This window comes from Shewanella khirikhana (assembly GCF_003957745.1).
GTDB classification, from domain to species: Bacteria; Pseudomonadota; Gammaproteobacteria; order Enterobacterales; family Shewanellaceae; genus Shewanella; species Shewanella khirikhana.
This window is the reverse complement of sequence record NZ_CP020373.1, coordinates 349,776-366,784: the sequence shown is the minus strand read 5'-3', so window position 1 is coordinate 366,784 and position 17,009 is coordinate 349,776. Positions and strand designations below refer to the sequence as shown.

General features: G+C 56.2%; 17 protein-coding genes. 9 read left to right on the top strand and 8 right to left on the bottom strand.

Features of this window, described 5'->3' with window-relative positions; genetic code table 11:
- Positions 1-250 precede the first annotated feature (250 nt).
- Positions 251-1,528, bottom strand: coding sequence for an aminopeptidase PepB (gene pepB, locus STH12_RS01495; RefSeq protein ID WP_126165918.1), 1,278 nt, complete (start codon positions 1,526-1,528; stop codon positions 251-253).
- A 199-nt stretch (positions 1,529-1,727) separates the two neighbouring features.
- Here pepB and sfsA point away from each other — a divergent pair, with 199 nt between their 5' ends.
- The 8 genes from sfsA to STH12_RS01455 all read left to right on the top strand — a co-directional run bounded on the left by sfsA (position 1,728) and on the right by STH12_RS01455 (position 8,458).
- On the top strand, positions 1,728-2,447 hold the full coding sequence (gene sfsA / locus STH12_RS01490; protein ID WP_126169383.1) for a DNA/RNA nuclease SfsA: 720 nt from the start codon (positions 1,728-1,730) through the stop codon (positions 2,445-2,447).
- A 153-nt stretch (positions 2,448-2,600) separates the two neighbouring features.
- Complete coding sequence (gene dksA / locus STH12_RS01485) at positions 2,601-3,044, top strand: RNA polymerase-binding protein DksA (protein WP_126165917.1); 444 nt, start codon at positions 2,601-2,603, stop codon at positions 3,042-3,044.
- Between the two features lie 89 nt (positions 3,045-3,133).
- Positions 3,134-4,015 (top strand): tRNA glutamyl-Q(34) synthetase GluQRS, encoded by an 882-nt coding sequence (gluQRS, locus tag STH12_RS01480; protein WP_126165916.1) that lies wholly within the window; start codon positions 3,134-3,136, stop codon positions 4,013-4,015.
- 260 nt (positions 4,016-4,275) lie between these two features.
- A complete protein-coding gene (locus STH12_RS01475) occupies positions 4,276-5,553 on the top strand; it encodes a polynucleotide adenylyltransferase PcnB (RefSeq protein WP_335925349.1) in 1,278 nt (425 codons plus the stop codon).
- Positions 5,550-6,038 carry a 2-amino-4-hydroxy-6-hydroxymethyldihydropteridine diphosphokinase gene (gene folK / locus STH12_RS01470; protein WP_126165914.1) on the top strand — a complete coding sequence of 163 codons (489 nt, stop codon included), beginning with the start codon at positions 5,550-5,552 and terminating at the stop codon, positions 6,036-6,038. The genes STH12_RS01475 and folK overlap by 4 nt, the downstream gene beginning before the upstream one ends.
- A 58-nt stretch (positions 6,039-6,096) precedes the next feature.
- Positions 6,097-6,891, top strand: coding sequence for a 3-methyl-2-oxobutanoate hydroxymethyltransferase (panB, locus tag STH12_RS01465; RefSeq protein ID WP_126165913.1), 795 nt, complete (start codon positions 6,097-6,099; stop codon positions 6,889-6,891).
- A 7-nt stretch (positions 6,892-6,898) separates the two neighbouring features.
- Positions 6,899-7,744 carry a pantoate--beta-alanine ligase gene (gene panC, locus STH12_RS01460; protein ID WP_126165912.1) on the top strand — a complete coding sequence of 282 codons (846 nt, stop codon included), beginning with the start codon at positions 6,899-6,901 and terminating at the stop codon, positions 7,742-7,744.
- Between the two features lie 201 nt (positions 7,745-7,945).
- On the top strand, positions 7,946-8,458 hold the full coding sequence (locus tag STH12_RS01455) for a DUF4124 domain-containing protein (RefSeq protein WP_126165911.1): 513 nt from the start codon (positions 7,946-7,948) through the stop codon (positions 8,456-8,458).
- Here STH12_RS01455 and STH12_RS01450 read toward each other — a convergent pair whose 3' ends face one another.
- The 5 genes from STH12_RS01450 to mpl form a co-directional block, all read right to left on the bottom strand.
- On the bottom strand, positions 8,459-9,229 hold the full coding sequence (locus STH12_RS01450; protein ID WP_126165910.1) for an ABC transporter permease: 771 nt from the start codon (positions 9,227-9,229) through the stop codon (positions 8,459-8,461).
- Positions 9,226-10,212, bottom strand: coding sequence for an ABC transporter ATP-binding protein (locus tag STH12_RS01445; RefSeq protein ID WP_126165909.1), 987 nt, complete (start codon positions 10,210-10,212; stop codon positions 9,226-9,228). The genes STH12_RS01450 and STH12_RS01445 overlap by 4 nt, the downstream gene beginning before the upstream one ends.
- An 83-nt stretch (positions 10,213-10,295) precedes the next feature.
- A complete protein-coding gene (hpt, locus tag STH12_RS01440) occupies positions 10,296-10,826 on the bottom strand; it encodes a hypoxanthine phosphoribosyltransferase (protein WP_126165908.1) in 531 nt (176 codons plus the stop codon).
- 7 nt (positions 10,827-10,833) lie between these two features.
- Positions 10,834-11,490, bottom strand: coding sequence for a flavin prenyltransferase UbiX (locus STH12_RS01435; protein WP_126165907.1), 657 nt, complete (start codon positions 11,488-11,490; stop codon positions 10,834-10,836).
- A gap of 11 nt (positions 11,491-11,501) precedes the next feature.
- A complete protein-coding gene (gene mpl / locus STH12_RS01430; protein ID WP_126165906.1) occupies positions 11,502-12,875 on the bottom strand; it encodes a UDP-N-acetylmuramate:L-alanyl-gamma-D-glutamyl-meso-diaminopimelate ligase in 1,374 nt (457 codons plus the stop codon).
- A gap of 553 nt (positions 12,876-13,428) precedes the next feature.
- On the opposite strand from mpl, the gene STH12_RS01425 reads away from it, so the two are divergent.
- Positions 13,429-14,328, top strand: coding sequence for a hypothetical protein (locus STH12_RS01425; RefSeq protein ID WP_126165905.1), 900 nt, complete (start codon positions 13,429-13,431; stop codon positions 14,326-14,328).
- Between the two features lie 525 nt (positions 14,329-14,853).
- Here the strand turns inward: STH12_RS01425 and cobO are convergent.
- Positions 14,854-15,468: a cob(I)yrinic acid a,c-diamide adenosyltransferase gene (gene cobO / locus STH12_RS01420; RefSeq protein WP_126165904.1), complete on the bottom strand. Its 615-nt coding sequence runs from the start codon at positions 15,466-15,468 to the stop codon at positions 14,854-14,856.
- A gap of 31 nt (positions 15,469-15,499) precedes the next feature.
- Positions 15,500-17,008, bottom strand: coding sequence for a cobyric acid synthase (locus STH12_RS01415; protein WP_126165903.1), 1,509 nt, complete (start codon positions 17,006-17,008; stop codon positions 15,500-15,502).
- Position 17,009: the final 1 nt, after the last annotated feature.

Below are 17,009 nucleotides of genomic sequence, written 5' to 3'. Positions count from 1 at the left end.
ATGATGAAGCGTCTATTGACCAGACGGACGAGGAGCAGACTCAGGCTGGCGATGCGCGAACCCAAACAAGTGCAGATGCGGAACTCGGGCACAGCCCGATACGTTGAAACAGTGAATTCAATAAGACTTAATGAATAAGACTTTGAGTACATTAAGGGTTTCATTGCCTAAGTAAAGGTACAAAAAGGCCGCTCAGTGAGCGGCCTTTGAATTGCTGCTGCAGTACTTTGCAATGTCAGTGAAAAGCGGCTTAGTCTTTCAGCAGCTCTGCAATGGTCAGCACCCCGTGGGTGGTGGCACCGGCGGCCCACAGAGGGCCTGCGCTGTCTTCAAAGGAGCCGGCAAGGTCGATGTGCAGCCACTTGGCATCTTCACGCACAAAGCGCCACAGGAAACCAGCGGCATTGGACGCACCACCGGCGCCGCCACCTTTCACAGGGCGGCTGTTGGCAGTATCGGCATAGGCTGATGGGCACATGTCTTTGTGCCATGGGTCCAGTGGCAGCGGCCACACCCGCTCGGCCACAGCGCTGGCCTTGGTTTTGGCAAGCTCAAGCACGGCGGTATCGGGTGAGAAAATAGCGTTGTAGTTACCGCCCACCGCCATCACGGCGGCGCCGGTCAGGGTAGCGGCATCGATAATAAAAGGCGCGCCTGTCGCAGAAGCCGCCTGCAGGCCATCGGCCAGCACCAGACGGCCCTCGGCGTCGGTGTTGACCACTTCCACGGTCACGCCGTTTTTGTAGGTGAGTATGTCACCCAGCTTATAGGCGCGGCCGCTGACCAGGTTCTCGGCGCAGCACAAAAACAGCTTCACGCGCTTGTTCAGGCCGTTTTTGATTGCCAAACCCAGCGCGCCGGTAACAGTGGCGGCGCCGCCCATGTCACACTTCATGTTAAGCATGCCTTCACTGGCTTTAAGGCTGTAACCGCCCGAGTCGAAGGTAATGCCCTTGCCAACCAGTGCCACAGACACAGGGGCGTCGTCGCCCAGCGGGTTGAAGTCCAGCTCCAGCATCGCCGGTGGACGCTCGCTGCCGCGGCCAACCGCATGCACGCCAATCCACTGCTCTTCGAGCAGCTGCTCTCCTTCGATAATACGGAAACTCACCTTGTCACCGCCAAGCTGTTTCAGCCAATTGGCAGCCAGAGTCGCCAGCTTCACCGGCGGCAGGTTTTCCGGGGTTTCGTTGGTGAGCTGACGCACAAAGCGGGCAGCTTCCATACGCTGCTCCAGCGCTTCGCGGGTGGCGTCATCGCCGGTCCACTCGATGCTCCAGCCGGGTTTGGCAGTCACAAAGCCCTGAGCGAACACCCACTGACGGTTTAAATCCCAGCCTTCGCCATCGAGTACCACGGCACTGATGCCCTGAGCACGCAGTTTGCGGGCCGCCATCTGGATTTGACGCAGGGTATCTGCCCCCTGCAGGTGGATACGGGCAATGTCACCTTCGAAACTGATATCGGCTTTGCCCCAGTGGGCGGCAGCGGCTTCAGAGGTGAGACAAACGCGCATTGCTTGAGTCATCTTACATCCTTCTTATGTCGTTCTTATATCGTGGTGGCGGGCAAACCGGGAGCCGCAAGGGCCATCGAGAGTGCTTGCCGAGTCTGTCAATCAGTGTACCCCATCGGCCCTCTTGCCCCAAGGGGCCAGACACAAGCGCCAAAAGGCACTGAATATGGGGTACACTCACGGCCTTGGTTTCAACTTCCCAGGACAACCCATGAAGTACCCGGCGCCGCTGACCGAGGCGACACTTATCACCCGCTACAAACGCTTCCTGGCGGATGTCACCCTGAGTGACGGCAGCCAAATCACCCTGCACTGCCCCAACACAGGCTCAATGAAAAACTGCCTCTACCCCGGCAAACGGGTGTGGTTTTCCACCTCGGATAACCCCAAACGCAAATACGCCAGCACTTGGGAACTTGCCGAAGACGACAATGGCCATTTGATTGGCATTAACACCGGCCGCGCCAACGCCCTGGCCGAAGAAGCCATTGCCACAGGTGCAATCAGCGAGCTTTGCGGTTACCAACATATTCGCCGTGAAGTGAAGTATGGTAATGAAAACAGTCGCATAGATATTCTGCTCAGCGCTGATACCAAAGCGGACTGCTATATTGAAGTGAAGAGCTGTACCCTGCTGGAAGGAGAGATGGGCTTTTTCCCCGATGCGGTGTCGGCCAGAGGCCAGAAACACCTGCGGGAACTGATGGAAATGAAAGCCCAGGGATTTCGGGCAGTACTTTTATTTGTAGTGCAGCATCAAGGCATTAAAGCAGTAGCCCCCGCCGACCATATTGATGCCAAATACGGTGACCTGCTTCGGCAAGCCATGGCGGCCGGTGTAGAAGTTCTGGCCTATGGTTGCACCATGAACAGTGAGTCGCTGCTGCTTGAGAACCCCTTGCATTTTCAACCACAAATCGTCGAAAAATAACCGTTAGAATTTGAAAAGTTCAGGATAAGCGCACATCATCAAAGAATTCGCTGAACCGTGGGTAAAAAGTTTGCCACCCCGTTTTTATTCTGATATAGATAGCGGCCGTTCTAATTGACGCCCGAACAACGCAAAGAATACAGGAGATGCGTTATGCCTGAAGGCACTAAAAAACTTGGCGTACTCGCTATCGCAGGTGTTGAGCCTTACCAGGAGCAACCTGGCGAGGAGTATATGAACGACAAGCAGATGGGCCATTTCAAGAAGATCCTTGAAGCTTGGCGTAACCAGCTGCGCGAAGAAGTCGACCGTACTCTCTCACACATGCAAGACGAAGCCGCCAACTTCCCCGACCCAGTCGACCGAGCCGCTCAGGAAGAGGAGTTCAGTCTGGAGCTGCGTGCCCGCGACAGAGAACGTAAACTGATCAAAAAGATTGAAAAGACGCTGCAGAAAATTGAAGACGACGATTTCGGCTTCTGTGATTCCTGCGGTGTTGAAATCGGTATCCGCCGTCTCGAAGCCCGTCCCACTGCGGACCTGTGCATCGACTGTAAGACGCTGGCCGAAATCAAAGAAAAGCAGATGGCCGGTTAATCTTAACCAGCATGCAATTGAGCGGGGCTTAGGCCCCGCTTGGTATTTCTGCGCTTTACATCATGATTAACACTGCATCCCCCGCGCCCATGCCATCCTCAATCTCCAGCCCCTATATCGGTCGTTTTGCCCCATCGCCCTCCGGCGCGCTGCATTTTGGCTCTCTGGTCGCCGCCCTTGGCAGCTACCTGCGAGCCCGCTCGCTTGGCGGTAAGTGGCTGGTGCGGATTGAAGACATAGACCCGCCGCGGGAAGTCGCCGGTGCCGCCGATGACATACTGCGCACTCTGGAAGCCTTTGGACTTTGCTGGGATGACGAGCTTGTTTATCAGAGCCGTCGCACCGAGGCCTATCAGGCCAAAATCGATGCGCTGCTGGCGAGTGGCGACGCCTACTATTGCCAGTGTACCCGCAAACAAATTCAGGCAATGGGCGGCGTTTACGATGGTCGCTGTCAAACCCTTGGTCACGACAGCGGCGCCATCCGCATTAAAAATCGCGCCCGGGTGAATCATTTTCACGATGGCTTGATGGGCGAGATTGTGGTGGCCGATGAGTTTGCCGCCGAAGACTTTATCATCAAGCGCAGCGATGGCCTGTATGCCTATCAGTTGGCGGTGGTGATGGACGATGCCGACGTTGGCATTACCGAGGTGGTGCGCGGCTGCGATCTGATTGAAGCCAGTTGTCGTCAGCTCAGTCTGTTTGCCCAGTTCGGTTTCAAGGCCCCCGGCTATATTCACCTGCCGCTGGCCTGCGCCGATGTGGGATTTAAGCTGTCAAAACAAAACCATGCCACGCCGGTTGATAAGGCCGCGCCCATGCCGGCACTGCGCGCGGCACTGGCATTTTTGGGGCAAAAGGTGCCCGATGCTTCCAGCCCCGACAGCCTGCTGGCACAGGCGGTATTGGAGTTTTCCCTCGACCGCATCCCAACCCAGCGCGAAATCCTGATTGGCAGCGGCAGCTAAGGCGCTGGCACGCTGTCAATTGACCCCATTTGGGGTTATCATAGCCGCCAGATTTTTAACCCCTAGTTAAGCTCAAGAGGTGTACCATTTTTCGCCGTATCACTCAGTTCTGTAAGCAACTGTTCACCGAGGGTGAGCAGCATCCAACGACAGAATCGATTCAGCAGGGTGCCGACCTGGCACAAGGCCTGAGTCTGAGCATCACGCCCCGAAATGCCCACACCATCTCGCGCAAGAACATCAGTGAAAATGCGCTCAAGGTGCTCTATCGCCTGCACAAAGCCGGCTACGAGGCCTTTTTGGTTGGCGGCGGTGTCCGCGACCTGCTGCTGGGCATGGAACCCAAAGACTTCGACGTGGTAACCAACGCCACCCCGGAAGACATCAAAAAATTGTTCCGCAACTGCCGTCTGGTCGGTCGTCGTTTCCGTTTGGCCCATATTGTATTCGGCCGTGACGTGATTGAAGTTGCCACCTTCCGTGGCCACCATTCCGACGAAGCAGGCGACAAGATTTCCAAGGCCAACGCCCAGGGCCGTCTGCTGCGTGACAATGTCTACGGCAGCATCGATGAAGATGCCGAGCGCCGCGACTTCACAGTTAACGCCCTTTACTACGACATCAGCGATTACTCTATCCGCAGCTATGGCGGCGGCATGGAAGATCTCAACGATGGCGTGCTGCGTCTGATTGGCGATCCTGAAACCCGCTACCGCGAAGATCCGGTGCGGATGATCCGCGCCGTGCGCTTTGCCACCAAGCTGGGGATGCGGATTGAAGAAGTGACCGCTGCGCCTATCCGCAAGCTGGCCCCGCTGCTCAAAGACATTCCCGCTGCGCGCATGTACGAAGAAGTGCTCAAGCTGTTCTTCGCCGGTAAGGCCCAGGCGAACCTGCAAATGATGCAGGAATACAACCTGTTTGCGCCGCTGTTCCCGCTGCTGGACGACATGATGCGCGAAGCGCCCAAGGGTGACTGCGCCCGTATGGCAACGCTGGTCATGCGCAGCACCGACCTTAGGGTAATGGAAGACAAGCCGGTGACTCCGGCCTTCTTCTACGCTGCGCTGCTGTGGTATCCACTTAAGCGCCGCGCCGAAGAAATTGCTCACGAGAGCGGTCTGAGCCTGTACGACGCCTACTTCGCCGCCATGGGCGATGTGCTCGAACAACAGTGCCAGTCCATTGCGATCCCTAAGCGTTTCAGTGTGCCTGCCCGTGATATCTGGCAGCTGCAGCTGAGATTTGAGCGCAGCCAGGGCACCCGTGCCTTTAAGCTGATGGAAAATCCGAAGTTCCGCGCCGCCTACGATCTCTTGCTGATGCGCGCCGAAATTGAAGGCGGCAGCCTGAAGAAATCCGCCCAGTGGTGGCAGAACTTTGTGGAAGCCTCCGAAGATGAGCGCGGCGACATCGCCCGCAGCGGCGCCAAGTCTGATGCACCACGTAACCGCAAGCGCCGGGTGCGCCGTCGTCCCCGCAGCGAAGGCGGCAAGGGCGAAGGTTCAAAAGCCCAGCACAGCGGCAGCGAAGCATGACCAAGGTTTTCGTGGCCCTCGGCGCCAACCTCGCCGAGCCCGTGAGCCAATTAAACAGGGCCTGTGAGGCCCTGTTGTCTTTAGCTGCGCCGGGTAGTTTTGCGGTGTCGCCCTATTACGCCAGTAAGCCCATGGGCGAAGTGGTTCAGCCTGACTATGTCAATGCCGTGGCAAGTTTCGATACCGAGCTTGCGCCACTGGCACTGCTGGACGCCCTGCAAGCCATTGAGTCGCAGCAGGGCCGCGAGCGTCTGGTTCGTTGGGGCGCCCGTACCCTGGATCTGGATTTGCTGCTGTATGGCGATATGGTGATGGACAGTGAACGCCTCACCCTGCCCCATTACGGCATGAAAGCGCGCAGTTTTGTGCTGATACCACTTGCCGATCTCGACCCCGGGCTGATCCTGCCCTGCAACACCGCTGTAAGCGACCTCATCACGGCTTCAATGCGCGATGAACTTCAACCATTGGCCAGCGAAGATTGAAGTCCGACCTCAGTTGGCTTATAACTCCACTTCTCTACCGTTGTTAAGAAAGAAGATTATGTCCAAAGTCACCACCGCAACCCTGTTGAAGTTCAAGCAGGAAGGGAAAAAGTTCACGGCACTGACCGCCTACGACGCCAGTTTTGCCGGCGCCTTCGACAGCGAAGGCATCGACGTGCTGCTGGTTGGCGACTCGCTGGGCATGGTGCTTCAGGGCCACAGCGACACCCTGCCAGTGACCGTTGAGGATATTGCCTATCACACCCGCTGTGTGCGTCGTGGCATTGAGCGTGCACTGCTGATAGCCGACATGCCTTTTATGAGCTATGCCACCCCTGAGCAGACCATGACCACCGCCACAGTGCTGATGCAGGCCGGTGCCAATATGGTCAAACTGGAAGGCGGCGAGTGGCTGCTGGAAAGCGTGAAAATGCTTACCGAGCGCGGCGTGCCCGTGTGTGCTCACATTGGCCTAACTCCCCAGTCGGTGCATGTATTTGGTGGCTTTAAGGTACAGGGCCGCGATGCCGACAACGCCCAGCGCATTCTGAACGAAGCCAAGGCGCTCGAAGCCGCCGGTGCCCAGCTGCTGGTAATCGAATGTATTCCTGCTTCACTGGCCAAAACCATCAGCGAAGCCCTGACCATTCCGGTCATAGGTATTGGCGCAGGCAAGGATACCGACGGCCAGATCCTGGTAATGCACGATGTGCTTGGGATCTCCAGCGGCTACATTCCGCGCTTCTCCAAGAATTACCTCAAGCAGACCGGCGAAATCCGCGCCGCCGTGCGCGCCTATGTCGACGAAGTCGCCAACGGCAGCTTCCCCGGTCCAGAACACACTTTCAACTGAGCCCAAGATGTACACAACCGCTGTAATCGCTGAAATTCGTGCCCAGGTGCGCGCCTGGCGCGCCAAAGGGGAAACCGTGGCCTTTGTGCCAACCATGGGTAACCTCCATGCAGGTCACATCACCCTGGTAAAAGAGGCCAAGCGCCGCGCCGACCATGTGGTGGCCTCCATCTTCGTTAACCCCATGCAGTTTGGCAAAAACGAAGATCTGGATGCCTATCCGCGTACCCTGGCCGACGATCAGGCCGGCCTTATCAGCGCAGGCTGTGAGCTGCTGTTTACCCCAACGCCGGACATCATCTACCCCAAAGGGCTGGACGCTCAAACCTTTGTGGAAGTGCCGGGTATTTCAGATGAGCTGTGCGGCGCCAGCCGTCCGGGGCATTTCCGCGGCGTAGCCACGATTGTGCTTAAGCTGTTCAACATAGTGCAGCCCGATATCGCCCTGTTTGGCCGCAAAGACTTCCAGCAACTGCTGGTGATCCGCACCATGGTTGAAGACCTGTCGCTGCCGCTGGAAATCATTGGGGTTGAGACAGTGCGCGAGCCAAGTGGCCTGGCCATGAGCTCACGCAATGGTTATCTGAGTGCCGATGAAAAGCATCGCGCTGCTGCGCTCAAGGCCGCGCTGGATACCCTTGCAAGCCAGATTGGCGATGGCGGTCAGATTAGCGAGGCCATTGATGACGCCAATCAGCGTCTGATAGATGCCGGTTTCCGTCCGGACTATCTGGAAGTCCGCAGTGCCACTACCCTGGCCCCTGCCACCGATGCCGATAAAGAACTGGTGGTGCTTGCCGCCGCTTACATGGGCAAGGCCAGGCTGATTGATAATCTGGTGTTTAGCCGCTGAAGGCGGCAGCAACTTAAGCAAAGGGAGCCTGGCTCCCTTTTTTGTTGCCTTTTTCAGCAAACCACTCCAATTACGCAACAAGTGTATACATTTTCTGGATATTTCGGTCGTCATACGTCATATTATTGACAGCTGTGCCCGGTTTATGACGGACGATGTCGGGTGCTATTTTCACACCAATATCAAAAGGATGTGCCATCAATGCGACCCTTTGCCCTGTGTTTGCTATTTGCCCTGCCGCTGTCGGCCTCAGGGGCTGATACCATCTACAAGTGCATCAAGGGTGACAAAGTGGTGTATTCCCAGTCCGTATGCCCCACCGAATACAATCAGCGCGAGCTGGAATTTGAACTCGGCCTGACCCGCGAAGTTGATTCAGACCGCCTCAAAGATCCCGACGATCCCCTGATGGCGCTGATGAGTGGCAAAACCATCTCCACCGAAAAGCTGTTGCTGCTTATCGACGGCGAAATCTACCGCCTAAAGCAGGAAAACAGCTACATCGAAATTCTGCGTACCAGTGAAAAACAAAAGCTCGACCGCAAGCGCTTCTGGCGCGGCGCGCCTGAGAATGATCCTGAGTATTTAAAAGACGTGGATGAGATGAATCAGCGCTTCAATGAAATGAAGACCAATAACGAAGGCACAATTGCCATGCTCAAAGAGCGGCGCCAGCAGGTTGCTGACGCCGAGAAAGAAAACGCCAAGCCCTGATTAGCTTCTAAGGCCTATGCCTCTGGAAATCAGGTAATAGGCCAGATACCAAAGCCCCGCGCAAAAGCCCAGCATCACCCCGAACGACAGCCACAGACTCAAATCAGCCGTGCCCAGAAAGCCGTAGCGGAACAGGTTTATCATGTAAACCACCGGGTTCAGCGCAGAGACGCCGCGCCAGAAGTCAGGCAGCAGAGACAGCGAATAGAACACCCCGCCAAGGTAGGTCAGCGGCGTCAGCACGAAGGTCGGAATAATGCTGATGTCATCAAAGCTCTTGGCAAACACGGCGTTGATAAGGCCGCCGAGGGCAAACAGCACCGAAGTCATAAACACGGTCACCGCCACCAACCCCAGGTGCTGCACGCTTAAATCCACAAAGCACATGGCCACCAGGGTCACGATAAAGCCCACACACAGGCCACGGGCCACACCGCCGCCCACATAGCCCGCAATCATCACATAATGAGGCACGGGCGCGACGATAAGCTCTTCGAGGTTGCGCTGAAACTTGGCGCTGAAAAAGCTTGAGGCCACGTTGGAGTAGGAGTTGGTGATCACCGACATCATGATAAGACCCGGCGCGATAAACTCCATGTAGCTTACGCCGCCCATCTCGCCGATACGGCTACCCACCAGATTGCCAAAAATCAGAAAATACAATGTCATGGTGATCGCGGGTGGCACCAGAGTTTGCACCCAAATGCGGGTGAAACGGGTGATTTCCTTGATAAGGATACTTTTGAATGCGGTCAGGTACAGCGCCTTCATGATACGGCTTTCTCCCCTTGTTGCTGGCTCTGATTTTGAACGCCTGGGGAAGGCTTGTTTTTGGCGCCTTCCACCAGCGCTACGAACAGCTCTTCCAGTCGATTGGCCTTGTTGCGCATCGACAGCACTTCTATGCCCTGGGCCGACAGCTGAGCAAACAGCTGATTGAGGCTGTGCTCCTTGGCAATATCCACTTCCAGGCTATGAGCATCGGTGACACGGCACTGAATGCCCTCAAGGGCGGGGGCAGCCTTAAGCTCCTGACGGATATCCAGCACAAAGGTTTCCATGTTCAGCTTGGACAGCAGCTTTTTCATGCTGGTGCACTCCACCAGCTCACCCTTGTCTATGATGCCGATATTGCGGCACAGCATCTCGGCTTCTTCCAGGTAGTGGGTGGTGAGGATAATGGTCACGCCCTGGCGATTAAGCTCGGTCAAAAAGCTCCACATGGAGCGGCGCAGCTCAATGTCCACCCCGGCGGTAGGTTCATCCAGAATAAGCAGCTTGGGTTCGTGCATCAGCGCGCGGGCAATCATCAGTCGGCGCTTCATACCACCTGAAAGCTGGCGTGATGGGCTGTTCCGCTTCTCCCACAAATCCAGTGCAGTAAGGTATTTCTCGGCACGTTCCAGCGCCAGCGGGCGGCTCACACCATAGTAACCGGCCTGATTGACCACAATTTGCAGCACGGTTTCAAACTGGTTGAAGTTAAATTCCTGCGGCACCAGCCCAATGCAGAGTTTGGCGGCTTCGAGTTCGCTGTCGAGATCGTGGCCAAATACCTGCACCTTGCCGGCACTCTTGTGTACCAGCGAACTGATAATGCCTATGGTGGTGGACTTGCCCGCCCCATTGGGGCCAAGCAGGGCAAAAAAGTCGCCCTGGGCAACCTCCAGGCTAATGCCTTTAACGGCTTCAACGCCGCCCTTGTAGGTTTTTTTAAGCCCCGCAATAGCAAGCGCGGCTGGTGTGTCTGTCATCTTTATCCCCCAACAACAGGCTTAAACCAATTCAATTGAAACAAAAACGGGGGCCAAGCCCCCGAACTGCAACCGCACAGATGTTATTCCAGCGGAATTACCTTGGCGATATAAGGCAGATTGCGATACTGCTCAGCATAGTCGATGCCGTAACCCACAATAAACTCGTCCGGAATGGTAAAGCCGACGAAATCTACGTGCACATCCACTTCGCGGCGCTCAGGCTTGTCTAGCAGGGTACAGAGCGCCAGGCTCTTTGGTTCGCGAACCATCAGCAGCTCGCGTACCTTGGACAGGGTGTTACCCGAGTCAATCAGATCTTCCACGATCAGCACATCGCGACCGGCGATATCTGACTGCACATCCTTGAGGATTTTCACGTCACGTGAGCTGGACATGGCATTGCCGTAGCTGGAAACGCACATAAAGTCGATTTCCACGTGGCCATGAATACGGCGACACAGATCCGCCATAAAGACCGCAGAGCCCTTGAGCAGGCCTACCATCAGCAGGCGTTCGCTGTTTTGGTAATGGGCGTTAATACGCTCGGCCAGTTCATTGAGTTTTTGGTCAATCTCGGCGGCCGAGATCATCTCTTCGATGGTGTGTTTCATAATACTCTCAATTATCAGATGCTTGTGTGGCACCTTCGCCACCATAGCCCCAGCGGTTGGTCAGGCTGTGGTCTATGCCCAAATGGTCAAGTATGCGTGCGACCAGGAAGTCTACCAGATCCTGCACCGATTTGGGATTGTGGTAAAAGCCAGGCGCTGCCGGCATCACTACGGCGCCAAGCTGGGTCAGCTTTAACATATGCTCAAGATGGATGGCATTAAAGGGGGTTTCCCTCGGCACCAGCAGCAACTTGCCGCGCTCCTTGAGCACCACATCGGCGGCCCTTTCCAGCAGATTATTGCTCATGCCGGTAGCCACTGCGGCCAGTGTGCCGGTGGAGCAGGGGCAAATCACCATCTGTTTGGGCGCGGCCGAGCCAGAAGCTGGCGGCGAGAACCACTCATCCTTGCCAAGCACAATCAGCTCACCAGCCTCAGAGCCAATAAAGCTGCGGATCTGCGCCTCAGCCTTGGCGCCATCGGCCGACAGTTTCAGCCCTTCTTCGGTGGCGAATACCACCCGGGCGGCGCTGGAGATCATCAGAAATACCCGATAATCGGCCTCGAGCAGACATTTGAGCAGCGTCAAACCATAGGGCGCACCAGAGGCGCCGGTCCAGGCCAGGCTGATGCTGTTTTTCTTGGGTGTGAGCGGCGCACTCATGAATCGTCCTCTTAAACCTTATCCAGCGTCTCGGCGATAGCCTGTTTCAGCTTGCCATGAATACCGCCAAAGCCGCCGTTACTCATCACCACCAGATGATCGCCGGAACGCACCTCTGAGGCCAATTTGGCCACCAGGGTATCAATATCATAGTCCACATCCACCGGCAGCGGCGCGGCATCCATAGCCTGACGGATATCCCAGTCGATATTGTCGGCCTGATACAAAAATGCCTTGTCGGCCAGAGTCATCGAACGGGCCAGGGTATCCTTGTGCACACCGCGCTTCATGGTGTTGGAACGAGGCTCCAGCACCACCAGAATACGGGCATTGCCGACCTTGGCTCTAAGGCCCTTCAGGGTAGTCTCAATGGCCGTGGGATGATGGGCAAAATCGTCATACAGGCTCACGCCGGCCACTTCGCCCAGAAGCTCCAGACGACGCTTGGGAGGGGCAAATGCACTGAGCGCCTCGATGGCAGCGGCAGGCTTCACGCCGACATGACGCGCGGCCGCAATGGCCATAACGGCGTTTTCCATGTTGTGGGCACCAATAAGCTGCCAGTCCAGCACGCCCTGCACTTCAGCGCCGAACAGCACCTCAAACTCGTGGCCGTCCGCCGCAAGGGGGCGCACCGACCAATCGGCACCATCGTTGTGACTGAAAGTCTCCTGCTCGCTCCACAGGCCCTTGTCGATAACCTCGGCCACAGCCTTGCTGTCTTTGGGCCAAATCACCTTGCCACTTCCCGGTACGGTACGAATGACATGATTGAACTGGCGCTGAATATCAGCCAAGGAGTCGAAGATGTCGGCGTGGTCAAACTCGAGGTTGTTAATCACCAGAGTGCGCGGCTGATAGTGGACAAACTTGGAGCGCTTATCGAAAAAGGCGCTGTCGTACTCGTCGGCCTCCACCACAAAGAAGGGTGAGTTACCGAGGCGTGCCGACACGCCAAAGTTTTGCGGCACGCCGCCAATCAAAAAGCCCGGCTCATAGCCACAGGATTCCAGAATCCAGGCCAGCATGCTGGAGGTAGAAGTTTTGCCGTGGGTGCCGGATACCGCCAGGACCCAGCGGCCCGGCAGAATATGATCGCGCAGAAACTGTGGCCCTGAGGTATAGGCAAGGCCCTTATCCAGCACAGCTTCCACACAGGGGTTACCACGGCTCATGGCGTTGCCAATCACCACCAAGTCCGGCGCAGGTTCCAACTGAGATGGGTCAAAACCCTGAATTAAATCAATGCCCTGCTCTTCAAGCTGGGTGCTCATTGGCGGGTAGACGTTGGCATCCGAACCCGTGACCCTGTGGCCCATGGCCCGTGCCAGCAGCGCCAGGCCGCCCATAAAGGTTCCGCAAATTCCGAGAATGTGTACGTGCATAGATACTGTCCATAGCGGCCTTAAGGCCCAACGCAATGAAAAATCAGCGTCATTGTACAGACCCGAACCGGCAAAGGCGAAACTTGTCGGCAGAAATGCCGCCCACCTCCCCCGCGCCCAGAATCACAACCCTAAGCCAACGGGTTTCCCATATGGTCATATCCTGTTCCCCAAATCGGGAAAAACCAGACTCACTAAAACTATAACCAACTGTTTTATTAGCAAATATTTTTTGGCATAGAGTTTGTCTTTATTTATGGAAGGTGCGAATAAGTCCCGTGCTTGCTCTGCGTGTGCTCAAAGTGGATAGATGCAAGGCACAGTTTGCAGCGAATGGCCCTAGTCCTTCACAAGAACTGTAACGTAGCAGATACCGCTTTAAGCCACGCCCTGCGGGGCTTTGATAGCAACACCATTTCGGCGTTATTCAACTTCAGCAGGCCCCGGCATGCCCTCAGTTGAATGCCTTGAACTGTCGCTGCTATCAAAGCCAGAGCTGTGCGACGACTTGCTCGCACCTTCCTTAACTTTATTCAAATGAAAAGGAACCTTCATGAAAGTCGTCTTGTCCATGCTGCTGATAGCCTCAGCAGCCAGCACTAGCCTACCGATTAACGCTTTGGCCACAGAACTACAAAAGCAATCCACCTCAGAAGGCATCAATCTGTGGACCGATGGCACCGGAGACAGCGAGCAGCTGAGCCATGATTTGCAGCAAGCAAGAACCAGCTTTGCCAAATACCTTATGGAGCCAACGCCGCTGGATGTGGTGTTGGTGAAAGACAGTGCAGCCCTGCTGAACCTGAAAAAAACCTCCGAAAGCACAGCTTCGGTTTTGCATCTCACCGGGGAGATGCTGGCGATCAAGCCAGACCGACAAGCGCAGATAGTCCGCCATGAAGCCTGTCATGTGATGGCTATAAATGGTTGGGCTATGGCGGGGTTGGCAACGGGGGACACCAAAGGTCTGGCTTATGGTCATCCCGAGGTTGCCGATTGGCTGGATGAAACCTTGGCAGTAATGTGTGAACCCGAAGGCAGCCGCCTCCGAGAGGAATTCAGCCCCATCCCCCTGGAAAAGTTTATGGCAATGCCCCATCCGGTTATGGCGCAGATGCAGCAACAAATACTGGCCATGCAACAGCAGAGGGAAGACGAAAACAGCCCCATGGTCATGGTGTTTGAGCAGCAAAAGACCACCAACAATGCAATAGACTTCTATATACAAAGTGCCTGGATAAGGGAGTTCATCCTGGCCGAGGTGGGCACTTCGGGCCTCAAATCCCTTTACCTTGCCGTGGCACAGGGGCAGGACCCGGCCGAGTATTTAAAGGCAGCCATGAATGCTGACAATTGGCAACGCCTGGATCAGAGATTCCACGCTTTTCTTGCTGATAAGGCCAGACTCAGCAGCCCCGACCCAATAGAGACGAGTCTGCAATCTGCACTCTGACCCAAGCTCTCAATAAAGCAATACACAAACTGCCCTTTGTGCTGCCCGTCGGGAGACTCTGTTTCCCGGCGGACACCGCGTGATGGGGTAGCGCAGCAACATCGGCACCAAGAGTAAGCAGCCGATTTGAACGTGATCGCGGCTGTGGCAAAGCTGTCAAAAGATTTCAGCCCCTGAGCGTACGTTCAGTACGTGATGGGGTGAAATCTTGCAGAGAAAGCAGTCTCATACACCAGCTGCGGGTAACATTCAGCACAGTGATTGGTGTTTTTGGCAAAGCCGCCGAGCGGCGACAGACCTGAGCGTGGCAGCGCTGGGTGATGGGACAGAGTGACGAAGACAATGACGTCAGCCGCGAGAGTAGGCAGCACAAATAAACGTCATCAATGGGAAGTGAAACATCCTGCAAGCTGATCTCCCGACTGACAAAGCCGTCGAGTCAATGTGGCCCTGAGCGTAGCAGCGCTACGTGATGGGACAGAGTGACGAAGACAATGACGTCAGCCGCGAGAGCAGGCTGCAGGATCAGTAGTCAAAGCCGGGCTGGGCTTTTATCCCTGCCTCAAACGCATGCCTCACACACTCAATCTCACTCACCGTATCTGCAAGCTCCAGCAGCTGCCGGTGGCAGTTGCGACCGGTGACTATCACATGCTGCATTGGCGGGCGGTTTTTAAGGGCACTGAGCACCCGCTCCAGATCCAGATAGTGGTAACTGAGCATGTAGGTGAGCTCATCCAGCAGGATAAGGTCGATGCGCTCGTCTTTAAGCCAAATCTCGGCCTGGGCCCAGGCCTTTTCGGCCGCCTGGGTATCGGTTTCGCGGTTTTGAGTATCCCAGGTAAAGCCGGTGGCCATCACTTCGAAAGGCACACCTGCGCCTTCGAGCAACTTACGCTCACCGCAGTCCCAGTTGCCCTTGATAAATTGCACCACAGCCGCCTGTTTGCCATGGCCAACAGCGCGGGCAACAGTACCGAAACCGGCAGTGGTCTTGCCCTTGCCGTTGCCGGTAATCACCATCAGCACGCCTTTCTCTATGTTGGCGGCGGCCACCTTGGCGTCCACGGCCTCTTTCACCTTCTGCTGGCGAGCCTTATGGCGTTCATCTCCACGGGCCTTGGCGTTGTTGTCGGTCATGCTGTTTCCTAACTGGTTATCGCGTTGATAATTATAAAAAGATGGCCTTAAGCCGGTTCATATCCAGATGCTGCTCCAGGGTATCGGCGAGGCGATTGAGCTGCTGCTCACGGTGCGCATCCAAAGATACTGCTACTTCTTCGCCCTGATAACCCGCCCAGGCAAGCACAGCACTCAGCGCCTCGGGAGTATCAAAAATACCGTGCAGGTAAGTACCGAACACCGCCTCATCGTCGCTGATGCGGCCCCTGTCTGAGGCCGGGTTACCGGCGTCATCGGTCAAAAACAGCGGCCGGGTCAGCTTGCCGAGCACACTGGTGTGGCCGCAGTGAATTTCATAACCCTTCAGCGCCACATGGCACTCGCCCAGAGTCAGTTCACCGGTCACATTGGCCAGCACCTTGCCGGGCTTAAGCTCAGTGATAAGCGGCAAAAACTCCAGCCCCTCGCTGCTGCCGGGGGCCTCCTCTACGCCCAGAGGGTCATCGATTTCCAGCCCCAGCATCTGATAACCACCGCAAATGCCCAGCAGTTTGCCGCCGTACCTTAAGTGCTTTTTAAGCGCCTTATCGAACCCCTGCGCCTTGAGGCATTCAAGATCCGCCCGCACATTTTTGCTGCCGGGCAGTATCACCAGATCGGCACCCGCCAAGGCATCCGGGCTGGCGCTCTGGATCTGCAGATAATCGAAATCCACCCCGGGGTGCAGCCGCAGCGGGTCAAAGTCGGTGTGATTACTGGTTCTTGGGTACACCAGCACCCGCACTTTAAGGCGCTGGGCTTCGCGCTTCTCCGGCGTAAAAGGCACCAGCGCATCTTCGGCATCCAGCAGCAAATTATGCAGATAAGGCACCACACCCAGCACAGGCTTACCGGTATGGGCCTCAAGCCAGTCGAGCCCGGATTGAAGCAGGCTGATATCACCGCGAAAGCGGTTGATGACAAAGCCTTTAACCCGCACACGCTCCGACTCGGACAAGAGCGCCAGCGTGCCCACCAGCTGAGCAAATACCCCGCCTTTGTCGATATCGGCCACCAGGATCACCGGGCAATCCACCGCCTCGGCAAAGCCCATATTGGCGATATCGTTTTCACGCAGGTTAATCTCGGCAGGACTGCCGGCACCTTCCACCAAAAGGCAATCATATTGCCCGCACAATCGTTGATGGGAGTCCAGCACAGCCTCCATCGCCATGGCTTTATAACCCTTGCCAGCCGGGCCAAAAAACTCGGCGGCTTCCAGATGAGATAAGGCCTTGCCCTGGACTATCACCTGGGCGCGGCTGTCGGAGGCGGGTTTGAGCAGAATCGGATTGAAGTCTGTGTGTGGCTCAAGGCCACAGGCGATAGCTTGCAGCGCCTGGGCGCGGCCAATCTCACCGCCGTCCTGGGTGACGGCACTGTTGAGCGCCATGTTCTGTGGCTTGAAGGGTGCGACCTTAATGCCCTCGCGGGCGAGTATTCGGCACAGACCGGCCACCAGGGTGGTCTTGCCGGCATCCGAGGCTGTGCCCTGGATCATGAGTGTGGCGCATGCCATG

Coding starts and splice junctions, on each gene's coding strand:
- STH12_RS01445 (WP_126165909.1), bottom strand. CDS start 10,212: ATGACAGACACACCAGCCGCGCTTGCTATTGCGGGGCTTAAAAAAACC.
- pepB (WP_126165918.1), bottom strand. CDS start 1,528: ATGACTCAAGCAATGCGCGTTTGTCTCACCTCTGAAGCCGCTGCCGCC.
- STH12_RS01425 (WP_126165905.1), top strand. CDS start 13,429: ATGAAAGTCGTCTTGTCCATGCTGCTGATAGCCTCAGCAGCCAGCACT.
- cobO (WP_126165904.1), bottom strand. CDS start 15,468: ATGACCGACAACAACGCCAAGGCCCGTGGAGATGAACGCCATAAGGCT.
- STH12_RS01435 (WP_126165907.1), bottom strand. CDS start 11,490: ATGAGTGCGCCGCTCACACCCAAGAAAAACAGCATCAGCCTGGCCTGG.
- STH12_RS01415 (WP_126165903.1), bottom strand. CDS start 17,008: ATGGCATGCGCCACACTCATGATCCAGGGCACAGCCTCGGATGCCGGC.
- panC (WP_126165912.1), top strand. CDS start 6,899: ATGTACACAACCGCTGTAATCGCTGAAATTCGTGCCCAGGTGCGCGCC.
- dksA (WP_126165917.1), top strand. CDS start 2,601: ATGCCTGAAGGCACTAAAAAACTTGGCGTACTCGCTATCGCAGGTGTT.
- STH12_RS01450 (WP_126165910.1), bottom strand. CDS start 9,229: ATGAAGGCGCTGTACCTGACCGCATTCAAAAGTATCCTTATCAAGGAA.
- hpt (WP_126165908.1), bottom strand. CDS start 10,826: ATGAAACACACCATCGAAGAGATGATCTCGGCCGCCGAGATTGACCAA.
- folK (WP_126165914.1), top strand. CDS start 5,550: ATGACCAAGGTTTTCGTGGCCCTCGGCGCCAACCTCGCCGAGCCCGTG.
- gluQRS (WP_126165916.1), top strand. CDS start 3,134: ATGCCATCCTCAATCTCCAGCCCCTATATCGGTCGTTTTGCCCCATCG.
- STH12_RS01455 (WP_126165911.1), top strand. CDS start 7,946: ATGCGACCCTTTGCCCTGTGTTTGCTATTTGCCCTGCCGCTGTCGGCC.
- panB (WP_126165913.1), top strand. CDS start 6,097: ATGTCCAAAGTCACCACCGCAACCCTGTTGAAGTTCAAGCAGGAAGGG.
- sfsA (WP_126169383.1), top strand. CDS start 1,728: ATGAAGTACCCGGCGCCGCTGACCGAGGCGACACTTATCACCCGCTAC.
- mpl (WP_126165906.1), bottom strand. CDS start 12,875: ATGCACGTACACATTCTCGGAATTTGCGGAACCTTTATGGGCGGCCTG.